Origin of the sequence: Actinoalloteichus hoggarensis (assembly GCF_002234535.1) — a bacterium.
In the GTDB taxonomy this organism is placed as follows: Bacteria; Actinomycetota; Actinomycetes; order Mycobacteriales; family Pseudonocardiaceae; genus Actinoalloteichus_A; species Actinoalloteichus_A hoggarensis.
Genome location: NZ_CP022521.1, coordinates 282,095 through 295,025, shown reverse-complemented (window position 1 = coordinate 295,025; position 12,931 = coordinate 282,095). Strand labels below are relative to the sequence as shown.

Annotated in this window: 10 protein-coding genes; 4 read left to right on the top strand and 6 right to left on the bottom strand. The window is 70.4% G+C overall.

Annotated features, from left to right (window positions below):
* Nucleotides 1-56: 56 nt before the first annotated feature.
* The 4 genes from AHOG_RS29235 to ssd all read right to left on the bottom strand — a co-directional run bounded on the left by AHOG_RS29235 (nucleotide 57) and on the right by ssd (nucleotide 3,929).
* Nucleotides 57-692 carry a type II secretion system F family protein gene (locus tag AHOG_RS29235; protein WP_245856504.1) on the bottom strand — a complete coding sequence of 212 codons (636 nt, stop codon included), beginning with the start codon at nucleotides 690-692 and terminating at the stop codon, nucleotides 57-59.
* Nucleotides 693-772: 80 nt separating this feature from the next.
* The gene (locus AHOG_RS01335; RefSeq protein ID WP_093939738.1) at nucleotides 773-1,594 is read right to left on the bottom strand and encodes a type II secretion system F family protein; all 822 of its coding nucleotides are present in this window, start codon (nucleotides 1,592-1,594) and stop codon (nucleotides 773-775) included.
* Nucleotides 1,588-2,757 carry a TadA family conjugal transfer-associated ATPase gene (locus tag AHOG_RS01330; RefSeq protein ID WP_093944045.1) on the bottom strand — a complete coding sequence of 390 codons (1,170 nt, stop codon included), beginning with the start codon at nucleotides 2,755-2,757 and terminating at the stop codon, nucleotides 1,588-1,590. Before AHOG_RS01330 ends, AHOG_RS01335 begins: the two co-directional genes overlap by 7 nt.
* An 89-nt stretch (nucleotides 2,758-2,846) precedes the next feature.
* Entirely contained in the window at nucleotides 2,847-3,929 is a 1,083-nt protein-coding gene (gene ssd / locus AHOG_RS01325) for a septum site-determining protein Ssd (protein ID WP_093939737.1), read from the bottom strand.
* Nucleotides 3,930-4,531: 602 nt separating this feature from the next.
* Here ssd and AHOG_RS01320 point away from each other — a divergent pair.
* From AHOG_RS01320 to AHOG_RS01305, 4 genes are all read left to right on the top strand, one after another.
* The gene (locus AHOG_RS01320; protein WP_245856503.1) at nucleotides 4,532-5,365 is read left to right on the top strand and encodes an HAD-IB family hydrolase; all 834 of its coding nucleotides are present in this window, start codon (nucleotides 4,532-4,534) and stop codon (nucleotides 5,363-5,365) included.
* A 737-nt stretch (nucleotides 5,366-6,102) separates the two neighbouring features.
* On the top strand, nucleotides 6,103-7,950 hold the full coding sequence (locus AHOG_RS01315; RefSeq protein WP_093939736.1) for a glycoside hydrolase family 3 protein: 1,848 nt from the start codon (nucleotides 6,103-6,105) through the stop codon (nucleotides 7,948-7,950).
* A gap of 5 nt (nucleotides 7,951-7,955) precedes the next feature.
* Nucleotides 7,956-9,257, top strand: a complete 1,302-nt coding sequence (locus tag AHOG_RS01310) for an exo-beta-N-acetylmuramidase NamZ family protein (RefSeq protein WP_093939735.1) — start codon at nucleotides 7,956-7,958, stop codon at nucleotides 9,255-9,257.
* A gap of 7 nt (nucleotides 9,258-9,264) precedes the next feature.
* Nucleotides 9,265-10,542, top strand: a complete 1,278-nt coding sequence (locus AHOG_RS01305; protein ID WP_093944043.1) for a serine hydrolase domain-containing protein — start codon at nucleotides 9,265-9,267, stop codon at nucleotides 10,540-10,542.
* Between the two features lie 152 nt (nucleotides 10,543-10,694).
* On the opposite strand, the gene AHOG_RS01300 is transcribed toward AHOG_RS01305, so the two are convergent.
* Together AHOG_RS01300 and AHOG_RS29230 are read right to left on the bottom strand one after the other, a co-directional pair.
* The gene (locus AHOG_RS01300; protein ID WP_093939734.1) at nucleotides 10,695-11,510 is read right to left on the bottom strand and encodes an ESX secretion-associated protein EspG; all 816 of its coding nucleotides are present in this window, start codon (nucleotides 11,508-11,510) and stop codon (nucleotides 10,695-10,697) included.
* Between the two features lie 7 nt (nucleotides 11,511-11,517).
* The gene (locus AHOG_RS29230; protein WP_157736570.1) at nucleotides 11,518-12,927 is read right to left on the bottom strand and encodes a PPE domain-containing protein; all 1,410 of its coding nucleotides are present in this window, start codon (nucleotides 12,925-12,927) and stop codon (nucleotides 11,518-11,520) included.
* Nucleotides 12,928-12,931 lie beyond the last annotated feature (4 nt).

The following is a 12,931-nucleotide window of genomic DNA, read 5'->3' as shown; positions in this document are numbered from 1 at the left end:
TCATCTCCTGACTCCAGGTCGCTGAATGATGGCGATTCGGCGAGAACGCGCCCTCGTCACCAGGATTCGAGTAGGCCCCCGGCGAGTCCGATGACGATCGGGAGGATGCCGAGGCAGAGGAAGGCGGGCAGGAAGCACAGTCCCAAGGGCCCGGTGACGTGTACCGCCGCCCGCTGAGCGCGTGCCTCCGACGCATCGGACGCCGCGACTCGTGTGGAGTCGGCCAGCCGAACAGCCAGACCGGCCAACGCACTGCCGGACCGCGCCGTCCGCCTCGCGCCACGGGCCAGTTCCCTGGTCGGCGAGTGCTCCATCGCCGCCTGCCAGGCGGTGTCCGAGTCCTCCCCCGCGTTGAGCAGGTCGGCAACACGGGACAGCACGCCACGAGTCGAGTCGTCGAGTTCACCCGCGGCCAGGTGCAGCGCGGCGGGCACGGTCAACCCGGCTCGCAGGGCCGCCGCCAAGACGTCCCACCCCGCGGCCAGGCAGGCCGCGTCCGGCGGAGCACGAACCGAGTCTCGTGCGACGTGGCGCCCGCCCCACCACACGACGCCCGCGCTGGCCGCGCCGACGATCAGACCGCCGCTGCCACCGAACAGCACCGCCGCCGACACGCCGATCGCGCACGTCGCGATCAGCAGCAGTCGTCCATCTCTTACCGCCCTTCGACGACGTCCACGATCGACGGTCACCGCTGCTGTGAGGCGACCCCGAACACGAGCGACCCCTGGCACGAGAATCAATGCCACCGCCAGCAGGAGCACACCGACGGTCACGACGCCCATCCGCCCTGCGCGGTGATCCGCCCCATCCACCAGACTCCGAGGCAGTCCAGCCCGACGCCGACGACGAGCAGGAGCCTCCCCAGTTCGTGATCGAACAGCACCCTGAACGGGTCGGCGCCCATCGCCTCTCCCAGCACCACGCCGAGGAGCGGCAGCGCGGCGAGCACCGCACCGGTCGCCCTCGGGCCCGCCAGTCGTGCCGCCAGGCCGTCTGCCGTCGCGACCCGGAACTCGAGGTCGCGACGCATCGCGTCGAGCACGTCGGCCAGCGGCACACCGTGCCGTTCGGCCGCGATCCAGCTTCGACCGAGACGGGCCAGCGCCGCCGCGCACTCCGGATGGCCGGCGGCCGCGCCGCGCAGTCGGGCGGGAACGTCGCCACCGAGTCTGGCGGTGGACGCGATTCCGACGAGCACTTCGGTGACGACGGGCGCAGCGTCCCGTGCCACGCTTTCGGCGGCATCGGCAGGCGTCGCGCCCACACGAAGCTCCGCACTCATCAGGCCGAGTGCCTCCGCCCAGCTCCGGATCTCCGCAAGCCCGTGAAGGCGCCTTCGCCGGGCCGCAAGACGGCTCCACGCGGTCAGCGCCAGCAGCGCGCCTGCCATCGCGCCCGCCACCGCGGCCGATGCCCAGCCCGCCGCCACGCCGATGCCGAGGAGGACGAGCCGACCGCACCGCGGTGCGCGGAGCGGCAACGACGGCCGCCGAACCGCCGTCGGCCGCAGCAGACGCAGCCTCGCGTGGACCGATCGGGCGGGCCAGAACACCAGCGCTGCGCTGTAAGCGAGCAGCACCGCGTTCACCATGGCGTCCGCACCCCTCTGCCGTGCAGGAGCCTGCGCAACGCGACGTGCCCCGCTGCGGGTTCGCCGTCCCGCCGCCACGCATCGACGACACGTACCTGATCTCCTTCGCGCAGTAGCAGTCCGATGGATTCGAGCCGGCGCGAGCCTGCCGGACCCCGCGCCATGTGCAGTACGACCTGTACGGCCGCGGCGAGCTGACTGTGCAGCGCGGGGCGATCGAGTCCGCCCAATGCGGCCAAGGCCTCCATCCGCGCCGGGACCTCGCCCGGCGAGTTGGCGTGCATGGTCCCGGACCCGCCGTCATGGCCCGTGTTGAACGCGGCGAGGAGATCGCAGATCTCCGGCCCTCTCACCTCGCCCACCACCAACCGGTCCGGTCGCATTCGCAGTGCCTGCCGAACCAGATCGCGCAGCGTCACCCCGCCGGCGCCCTCGACATTGGCCTGCCGAGCCACCAGCGACACGAAGTGGGGGTGTCGCGGCCGCAGTTCACCCGCATCCTCCACGCACACCACCCGCTCGCTGGCGGACACGATGCTCAGCAGGGCGCCGAGCAGCGTGCTCTTCCCCGAGCCGGTGCCGCCGACGATGACGAAGGCGAGACGCGCCTCGATCAGCGCACGCAGCAGTCCTTCCACCTCGGCGGAGAAGGTGCCCATCGCGGTCAGGGTGGCCAGGTCGTGGACGGCGGGTCGCAGCACCCGCAAGGACAGGCAGGTCCCGCCGGCCGCGATGGGCGGGATGACGGCGTGCAGCCGGACGTCACCGATCCCGAGCCCGGCGGGCAGCCACGCATCCACGAACGGCTGCGCGTCGTCGAGTCTGCGCCCCGCCGCGGCCGCGAGCCGATGTGCGAGCCGCCGGACGGCGTGCTCATCGGCGAACCGCGCCGATGCTCGACTGAGCCCTCCGCCACGATCGACCCACACCTCGCCGGCTCCGGTGACCAGGACGTCGGTGACGTCGGGCTGTCTCAGCAGTCCCTCCAGCGGGCCCGCGCCGACGAGCTCGTCGCGAAGCAGCCGGAGGGCGTACAGCACCTCCGTGTCACCGAGCACGCCGCCTGCCTCACGTCGAACGGCATCAGCGACGACGGCCGGAGTGATCACCGAGTCGAGCTCCGCGAGCCTGCGTCGTACACGGTCCACCAGATCGGCGTCCACGCGTTCCGAGGCGGGCCTCGGGATCTCGGCGTCCGAGCCGCGCAGCTCCGCATCGTCTGCCTGCGGGACTCGCGCCCATTCCGTCGTGGTCATGTCGCGCCTCTCGGCCCGTTCTGCCGTACGAGGTCGAGGACCGTGGCGGCGGACTTCGCCAGCGGTCCGTCGGAGCGCATCCGCAGCCCGCCGTGTTCGAGCGCGGCGGCGAGGCCGGGTTCCGGACGCATCGCCGCCGCTACCGGAACGCCGAGAGCGCGCTGCACGTCGCCAGAGGTGAGGCCGCCCGGCGAGGGTCCGCGCACCACAAGCCGCAGCGGCGGGTCGTGGACCCGAAGGCGAGCGAGCAGGGCGGCCGCCGAGGCGCACGCGCGGACCTCCGCCGGAACGACGATCACGGCGAGATCGGCCTTGGTCAACGCCGCGATCGCCGGTGCGGGCAGCGAGCGAGGCAGGTCGCAGACGACCGTGTCACCGGATCGGCAGGCGGTCGTGACGACGGCCTCGACGCCGTCGGTCGTGGGACCGCCGCCATCGGCCCGATCGCAGGACAGGACCGTCACCGTGCCGTCGCCGATCTCCTGACTGGGCAGGGCCGCCCGCAGGGTGGTGGCAGCCAGGCGTCCGCCGACCGTCCCGAGCCCGGACCATCGCAGTCCGGTTCGTTCCTCCGCGCCCAACAGCAGATCGAGCCCGCCGCCTGCCGGATCGCCGTCCATGAGCAGCACTCGCTCGGAGCGACCTGCCGATACCCTGGCGAGAGCGGTCGCGAACACGGAGGCGCCTGCTCCGCCTCGGCCGCCCAGCACGGCCAGGACCGTGCCACGTCTGCTCGGGCGCTCGACGGCGTCGGCGAACGCCGCGACGATCCGGTCCTCGTCTCTCGGCACCATCAGGACCGCACAGGCACCGAGGGTCACGGCGCATCGCCAGACGTCCTCTGCGGGCGGTGACACACAGACCACGACGACGCCCGCACGACGGGGCAGGCTCGCCTCGGCCACCTCGATCACGCTCACCGCGTCGAGCACGACCAGCGGGGTCGTCTTCCACGGCTTACGGGCGGCGACCGCGTCGGGCAGGCGTTCGACCTCGCAGCCGGCCGCAGCAGCCATCCGGAGCAACTCGTCCAGCAGGTCGCCGTCGCGGGTGAGCACCAAGACTCGATCGTTCTGCATTGCGACTCCCGGGGATCTCGTCGAACTCGGGCGGCGCACGTTCGACGCCGCGTTCGAGGACCACGGTGTCGGAACCCGATGATCGCCGCGAGCTCTCAAGATCAACTTGTGGATGCCCGACCCCCTTGTGGACAACCTCGGGGCTTCTTCGGCGACAACCGAGGTGAGACGTGTCAATCAGTCGACAGAGCGAATCCGACCGTGGCCGGCGACGAGGCTGCGTCAGACCAACCGGAGATCGACACGAGGGCAATCCGATCGGAGGACCACGATCGGAGCAGACCAGGCCGGGCGACGCGGGAGTGAATCGCCCGGCAGCCGACTGGACCGAGAAAGGGGGCGACCCCCGCCGGGGGGAGGGACGGGGGTCGCGAGAGTTCAGCTCCGGGGGGTTGAGCTGAACCCGTCCGGCTCACGGCCGGACACCCCTAACTGTACTTCCCGCCGACCACTTTCGTGTGACACCTTCACTAACTGACAGCAGTTCCCACGTCTGCGGCGGAATCCGGACCACGAACGAGTGAGATGAGCACGTCGGAGGCGGCGGCCGTGGCGGCCTGTTCGAAACGGGGCCTGCACACCGGGCCGCTTATGCTGGCCTGGTGACGGCTCAGGACACGGTCGAACGGAGCGACTCCCCCACGCGGATCGCCGCCTTCTTCGACCTCGACAAGACGGTGATCGCGAAGTCGAGCACGCTCGCCTTCAGCAGACCGTTCTTCCAGCAGGGTCTGATCAACCGCCGGGCAGTGCTCAAGAGCGCCTACGCACAGTTCCTCATGCTGGCGGGCGCCGACGAGGACCAGTTGGACCGGATGCGGGCCCACATCACCTCGCTCTGCACCGGCTGGGACGTGGCGCAGGTTCGCGCGATCGTCGAGGAGACGTTGCACGACGTCGTCGACCCGCTCGTCTACAAGGAGGCGACCCAGCTCATCGCCGACCATCGAGAGCAGGGCCATGACGTGGTGCTGGTGTCCTCCTCCGGGGAGGAGGTCGTCGAGCCGATCGCCAGGATGCTCGACATCACGCATTTCGCGGGCACCCGGATGACCGTGACCGACGGCGTGTACACCGGCGAGCTCGACTTCCACTGTCACGGTCGACAGAAGGCCGCCGCGCTGACCGCCATCGCCGAGCGCAACGGCTACCGCCTCGCCGACTCCCACGCCTACTCCGACTCGATCAGCGATCTGCCGTTCTTGGAGGCGGTCGGTCATCCGACGGCCGTCAACCCCGACCGTGCGCTGCGCAAGGAAGTCGTCCAGCGCGGCTGGCCGATGCTGACCTTCGATCACACCGTGTCACTACGAGCCCGAATCCCCACTCCGTCGGGTGCCACGGTCACGGCTGCGGCGATCGGGCTCAGCGCCGTGGCGGCGGCCGGGGTCGCCTGGTACGGACATCGTCGGCTTCGCCGTCGACGCGGGGACTGACCACGACGGTAAACGGGCGACCGCCGGCAGGCTCACACGTCTGTCGCCGTCATCGCACCATCCACGTCCCGCCGACGTCTGCGCCCTTACGAGTGAAGAAAGACGCTGGATGCACGCGCCTTCATTGCAGAGGGTGCCTGAACCGGTGCACACGATCGAGTGCCTTGCTGTGACTGGCGACACGGACTACAAAGGTGGTGCGGACCTTCATACAGCCAAGGGCGCGGCAGAAGAGAAGCCTCGTCCTCCCTGATGAAGCTCCGTGTGCGAGTACCGGTCCACCCACGCTCAGCACGCCGCGGGAGGCTTTCGTCGACCAGGGGCTGCGGATCAGGACGCTGAACGCCTAGCCCCGAAAGTACGACATTTGTTGCACGCTCGGTGACCGGACAACTCACACCAGCCGAGGGCGCCCCGTCCACGTCGAGGGGGCGCCCTCGGCATGTCCGCCTCATCCGGTGTGCCTGCCCGTCTCCATCGCCGCCCTGCCGACGGCCGCCCGACCGAGGCGGGCGCCCCGCCGATCCGAGACTCACTGCCGACCGAACGCCGCGGTGGCGGGCCGGAGTCGACTCCCCGGCACAGCGCCGAGCGTCCCGCACGCCATGTCAACGGACGTGTACAGATCGTTGACCCTTCAGTAGCCCGTGGGTACTTTGCAGGGAACTCCGGCACGTCGTCGGGTGGTGTCCGAATCCCATCCGTTCGAGCAGGCCGGCTGCTGAGGGGAGCCAGAGATGCCGAGACTCACCAGAGTCCATCTGCTCGCCGCCGCCGCGATGACAGCCGCCGTGGCGGTCGGTTCGAGCGCGCTCGGTCCACTGCGGTCCGGCGTCGACGAGGAGCCAGCGGACGTGCCTGCCACGAGCCGGTCGGACGGCGACGAGATGCGGTCCTGGATCGACGAGACGATCGCGGGGATGAGCCTGGAGGAGAAGGTCGGCCAGATCTTCGTGACCTACGCCTACGGTCCGGCCGCCGACAGTCCCCATCCCGACAACGTCACCGAGTTCGGCGTCGAGACCCCCGCCGAGGTCGTACAGCGCTACCACCTCGGCGGCGTCATCTACTTCAACTGGACGGACAGCTTCGAGAACCCCGTTCAGGTGGCCGAGTTGTCCAACGGCCTGCAAGAGGCGGCGTTGTCGTCGGGCGCCGAGATCCCCCTGATGATCTCGACCGACCAGGAACAAGGCGTCGTCACCCGATTCCGTGAGCCCGCCACGCAACTGCCTGGCAGCATGGCCCTCGGCGCGGGCCGGAGCCGCGACGACGCGAGGACCGCCGCGGCGATCACCGGCCAGGAGCTCAGAGCAGTCGGCATCAACCAGGACTTCGCTCCCGTCGCCGACGTGAACGTCAACCCGGCCAACCCGGTGATCGGCGTTCGGTCGTTCTCCTCCGACCCGGCCCTCGTCTCCGAGATGGTCACGGCCCAGGTCGAGGGATATCAGGACTCGGCGACGCGGGAGCTGACCGTGTCTTCCGCGATCAAGCACTTCCCCGGCCACGGTGACACGAATCAGGACAGCCACGACGCGATGCCGGAGATCGACCACACGAGGGAGGAGTGGGAGGAGCTCGACGCTCCGCCGTTCGCCGCCGCGATCGCCGCGGGAGCGGACACCGTCATGACCGGACATCTCCTGATGCCGGAACTGGACGACTCGGGCCTGCCCGCCACGCTGTCGCCGACGGTGCTGACCGGCCTCCTGCGGGATCAACTGGGCTTCGACGGGGTCATCAGCACCGACTCCCTGCAGATGCAGGGTGTGCGCAACGAGGTGGCCGACGAGCGCATCCCGGTGCTGGCCCTGCAGGCCGGCGCCGACCAGCTTCTCATGCCGCAGTATCTCGACGTCGCCGTCGACGCCGTCCTGGCCGCGGTGGAGTCTGGCGAGCTGACCGAAGCACGCATCGAGGAGAGCGTTCGGCGAGTGCTGGCGATGAAGTGGCAGCGCGGCGTGATCAGCGATCCGCTCGTCGACGTCGAGGCGGCCGCCGAGTTCGTCGGCAACGCCGACCATCTGGCCGCCGCGCAGCGGATCACCGATCGCACGACCGTCGCGCTGCGTAACGATGCCGATCTGCTGCCCGTCGAGGCACCTGTCTCCGCCCTCATCACCGGGCCGGACGCGACGGCGTTGACCGCCCTGGCCGATTCGCTGTCCCGACGTGGTGTGCGGGTCACACAGCGGGCCGTCGGCGCGTCCCCCACCGAGGCCGAGATCACCGAGGCGGTGGACGCCGCCGCCGAACACGATCTGACGATCGCCCTCACCAACGCCGCGTGGAACGACGCACGCGCGGGACAGCGAGAACTCGTCCGAAGCCTCGCCGAGAGCGACGCCTCGGTGATCGCCGTTGCCACCCGCGATCCCTACGACGCGGCCTACGTCGACGAGGCGTCCACCTGGCTTGCCACCCATTCGATCGGCGCGCAGGCGATGGAGTCGCTGACCCGCGTCGTGCTCGGCGAAGTCGCGCCCGCAGGCACCCTGCCGGTCACCGTTCCCGATCCGGAGAATCCGGATGCCGTCAGCTATCCGTTCGGCCATGGGCTCACCTGGTCGGTGACGGAGTGAGACAGATGGCGAAGCAGTCAGGCTCCATCGAGTCCGCCGGGCTGAGACGCCGCGGCTTCCTGACCGCCTCCGCGCTCGCGGTGCCCGCGCTGGCCGCGGGCGGCAGCGCGTTCGCGGCAGCGCCGCAGGCGGCACAGGCATCCGGGGTCGTCCGCGTAGGCGCCCAGGTGGCAGCCGAGGACGGATGGCGGGCGCTGGCAGGCAGGCGGGTGGGAATACTGACCAACCCCACCGGCGTCCTGCCCGAACTCACTCATGTGGTCGACGCCGTCGTGGGCAGCGGCGAAGTCGATCTCGTGGCCGCCTTCGGCCCGGAACACGGCTTCCGGGGCACGGCGCAGGCCGGTGGCTCGGAGGGCGACTACACCGATCCGCGCACCGGGACTCCCGTGTACGACGTCTACGGCGCCGCGGCGGACCGGGTGGCGGAGATGTATCGGCAGGCCGCAGTCGAACTCGTGGTGTTCGACATCGCCGACGTCGGGGCACGCTTCTACACCTACATCTGGGCGATGTACACGGCGATGCACGCCGCGGCCCTCACCGGCACCGCCTTCCTCGTCCTCGACCGCCCGAACCCGCTCGGCGGCACCGCGGCCGGTCCGCAGCTGGACCCCGCCTATGCCTCGGGCGTGGGACGCAAGCCGATCGTGTCCCGGCACGGCATGACCGTCGGCGAGCTGGCCGGGCTCTTCAACGCCGAGTTCCTTCCCGAGGAGGCAGGCCGCGGGGTCGACGAACTACGGGTCATCAAGGCACAGGGCTGGCAACGGGATCAGCTCTTCGCCTCGACCGGCCTGCCCTGGGTGCCGCCGAGCCCGAACGTGCCCACCCTGTCGACGGCGCAGGTCTACGCGGGCACCTGCCTGTTCGAGGGGACGCTCTTCTCAGAGGGCCGGGGCACGACTCGTCCCTTCGAGACCATCGGCGCACCCGGCCTGGACTGGCGGTGGGCTGAACGGCTCAACGAGGCCGGCCTGCCGGGCGTCCGCTTCCGCGAGACGTATTTCGTGCCCGCCTTCGGCAAACACGAGGGAGCCGAGTGCGGCGGCGTCGAGCTCCAGGTGACCGCACCACAGGACTTCGATCCGCTGCACACCGCGGTCGCGATGATGACGACGGCCCGCGAGCTGTACCCGCGGACATGGGGATGGCGGCCCGACCACTTCATCGACCTGCTGACGGGCTCGGATCGCCTTCGGCTGCTGATCGACGCCGGGGCGGCACCCGCCGAGATCGTCGCGTCCTGGGACGCGGACGCCGAGGCGTTCCGCGCTCGTCGTGAGCCCTATCTGCTCTACCGATGAGGTGGTCATGCGCGCACTGCCCCTTGCCTTCGTCTCGGCCGTCGTGGTCGGCGCGACGATGGTTCCCGCGGCCTCGGCCGTCCACTCCGGGCAGCCGCGGAACGAGCGAGACGTGAGCGACTGTGCCCCGCTGCGGCCGGGGACACCTGCTGAGGCCGGACTCGATCCCACTCCGATCGAGGAGGCGCTGGAGGCGGTGCGCTCCTCTACGACCGGGGTGGGCGCGGAACATCCGCTCTTTCCCGGTGCGGTCGTCGTGCTGGTTCACGACGGGATCGTGACCACCAGCGAAGCCGCCGGCCATGCGCTGCGCTACGCGGACGGGGACGGCACCGAACTGCCCGTCGCGGCACAGATCCCGACATCCGAGGACACCATCTTCGATCTGGCCTCGCTGTCGAAGCTCTTCACCTCGATCGTGATCATGCAGCAGGTGGAACAGGGCCGCATCAGACTCGACCGACCGGTGGCCGAGTACCTGCCGGAGTTCGCCACCGCAGGCAAGGACTCGGTCACCGTTCGCCAACTGCTGACCCACACCTCAGGCCTGCCGCCGTTCCTCCTGCTGTGGCGGGACTGGCCGGATGTTCCGAGCAGACTGCACGCGAGCCTCACCGCCGAATTGCAGGCGGAACCGGGCAGCGCCTACATCTACTCCGACCTGAACATGATCGCCCTCGCGGTGCTCGCGGAACGAGTGACCGGGCGAAGCCTGCCGGATCTCGTCCGCACCGGCATCACCGAACCCCTCGGCATGATCGACACCGGCTACCTGCCCGAGCCTGCGGAGACCGGCCGCATCGCCGCCACCGAGTTCCAGTCCGAGCCGCCCAGGGGCATGGTGCACGGCGAGGTGCATGACGAGAACGCCTGGTCCTTGAACGGCACGGCGGGGCACGCCGGGGTCTTCGGCACCGCGGGAGACCTGGCGATCCTCGGCCAGACGATGCTGAACGAGGGTTGTTACGACGGCAGAAGAATCCTGCGCCCCGGGACGGTGCGGCAGATGCTCACCGATCACAACGCGGCGTTCCCGGAGAATCCCCGCGGCCTCGGCTTCGAGCTGAATCAGTCCTTCTACATGGGGGAGCTGGCGGGTCCCGACACCGCGGGCCACACCGGGTACACCGGGACCTCGCTGGTGATCGACCGCGCGAACGGATCCATCGCGATTCTGTTGACCAATCGGGTGCACCCGTCCCGTGATCGGGGCTCGATCAATCCGGCGCGGGTCGCGGTCGCCGACGGACTCGCAGCGGCCCGCCTCTCCACAGGCCAGAGCTGATCCGACCAGGACCTCGTGTTGATCGGCACGCCGATCGGGCCGGCAGCGGCACGCTTCACGGCGGCTTGACGGAGGGGGCCACCGACGAGAAGTCGATGGCCCCCTCCGTACGTCGCTACGCGGCCGGGCCGCCCGGCGACGCCATGAAGCAGTCAGTTCCGTGGTGCGACCAGGGAGCACAACTCCGCGACCTGCGCGCCCAGCCGCTTCTTGTCCGACGGCGCGAGGGTGAACCACCGCCTGCCGTCCGATCCCGTCTTCTGTTGCAGGAAGAAGCGGCCGGTGACGTTGTCCATGAAATCGACCCGGTACTCGGACTTGCGGAGCCGCCCGCTGAGCGGATCGAAACTGCGTGCGGTGAACTCCCCCGCCCGCTTGCGTTCCGCCGACAGCACCTCGGCGAGGAACTCCGCATCGGTGCCACGCAGCCCCGCGTTGGCGAAGGCGGTGCGCAACTGCGTCGCCGAGCGCGCCCCGCTCGTGGCCGCCTGCTCGATCTGCTCGGCGGGATGGCTGATCGAGTGGCCGCGACCGGCCGGATGGTCGGGCAGCAGCCCGACCGCCGCATAGGCGAGCCCGGTGGGCCTGGTCGCCTCCAACGTCAGGGACAGTTCCGTCCGCGGCGTCCCCTCGACCGACTCGACCTTGGCCAGCACCGCGAAGTCACCGTCGGCCGCGGCCACGGCGTCGATGCCGTTCTGTCGATCGAGCATCATCGTCGCCCAGACCGCCAGGGCGGGCCGAGCCAGCGTGCGGAACGTGTCCTCCAGGAACCTGTTCAGCTCGCCGTACTCGACCAGCCCCCGCGACTCCAGGTCACGCCAGGCTCGTTGGTGCAGCATGCGGCGCTCTTCCTCGGTGTCACCGAAGCCGATCGGCTTCAGCAACGGAGGCAGCTTCACGTTGAGCCGAGTACAGATGGTGTCGACCGCCAAGGCGGACAACACGATCTGACCGTGGGTGGGCACGAACTACCTACCCTCGCTCGCCGAGGACGGGCGGCGCGACGAGCTGTCCGTCGCCGAAGACGTCATCGGTCTCCAGCAGATAGTCGGCGCGCTTGTGCTCCTTGTCGTCCTCACCCTGGCTGTTCTTGCCGCGAGCGCCCCCGCCCATGCCTCCGCCTGCGCCACCGACACCACCGGGGCCGCCGGCACCACCAGGACCGAAACCACCACCGGCACCGGGAGCACCCGCCCCGCCTGGGCCGAAGCCGCCACCCGCGCCACCGGCGCCGAAGCCGCCGCCGAGGCCACCGGCGCCACCCGGGCCGAAGCCGCCGCCGGGGCCGAAGCCGCCACGGCCGCCGAGGCCACCGCCCGGCCCGCCGGGGCCGCCAGGTCCGCCGGGGCCGAAGCCACGGCCGCCGGGGCCGCCGCCGGACCCGCCGGGCAGCCGACCGTTGGGCCCGTGGGGTCCGTTGGGTCCGTTGGGTCCGTTGGGTCCATAGGGTCCGGTCGGGCCGCCGATCACCGGCGGGGGACCCATCGGCGGCTGACCGATGGGCGGCTGACCGATGGGCGGCTGCACGATCGGCGGATTGCCCGGCGGAGGCAGCACGGGATTGTTGAAGTCAGGGCCGATCGTCGGCGGCGCAGTCGGCGGGGCCACGCCACCGCCACCACCGCCGCCACCACCGATGCCACCAGCTCCGCCACCGCCGCCTGCTCCGCCACCGCCACCGGTGCCACCGCCACCGGTGCCACCGCCCGGCGGTGTCCAGCCGCCGCCACCACCGCCGGAGCCGATGCCGCCTGCGCCACCGCCGGTTCCGCTACCGGTACCGCCGCCGACGCCACCAGGACCGCTGCCCAGGGAGCTGGGGCTGCTAGAGGCGAGGCTGTAGTTGGCCTCCGGCGGGTCCTGGAATCCGGTGAAGGACATCAGGTTCTGATTGGTGTTGTTCTGGTAGCCCTGCATGACCTGCCGGGCCTCGTCGTTCTCGGCCTCGTAGGCCTCCATCCGGTCGCCGTGACCGGTCATGCCCGAGGGGAGCACGTGCTCCAGGAAGCCGCTCTTCGTGGGCTCGTCCTGACCCTCAGGGACACTCGTCATCGTGTTGAGCCGGTAGTCCAGCTGAGTGTCGATCGTGCTCGCGATCGCCTCGGTCTGTTCCTGCGCCTGAGTTGCGTAGCTGGCGAGCGGATTCACCGCCGCAGCCGAAGCGTCGGCAGCAGCGCCGGTGTGCGCCGCTTGCGCCTTCTGGAGCGAAGTCTCGATGTAGCTGCCGATGTCGGCATACCGGGTGGTCAGGTCACGCCACCTACCCGCGACCTCCTGGAGGCCGGCGCCGCCCCCGACACCCGAGTAGACCTCCGACCGGATCGTCTTGGCGTCCTTGCCCTCCCAAGAGAGGCAAGTCGTCTGCAGGTTCAGCTCACTCATCTCG

Coding starts and splice junctions, on each gene's coding strand:
- AHOG_RS01335 (WP_093939738.1), bottom strand. CDS start 1,594: ATGGTGAACGCGGTGCTGCTCGCTTACAGCGCAGCGCTGGTGTTCTGG.
- ssd (WP_093939737.1), bottom strand. CDS start 3,929: ATGCAGAACGATCGAGTCTTGGTGCTCACCCGCGACGGCGACCTGCTG.
- AHOG_RS01315 (WP_093939736.1), top strand. CDS start 6,103: ATGCCGAGACTCACCAGAGTCCATCTGCTCGCCGCCGCCGCGATGACA.
- AHOG_RS01310 (WP_093939735.1), top strand. CDS start 7,956: ATGGCGAAGCAGTCAGGCTCCATCGAGTCCGCCGGGCTGAGACGCCGC.
- AHOG_RS01305 (WP_093944043.1), top strand. CDS start 9,265: ATGCGCGCACTGCCCCTTGCCTTCGTCTCGGCCGTCGTGGTCGGCGCG.
- AHOG_RS29230 (WP_157736570.1), bottom strand. CDS start 12,927: ATGAGTGAGCTGAACCTGCAGACGACTTGCCTCTCTTGGGAGGGCAAG.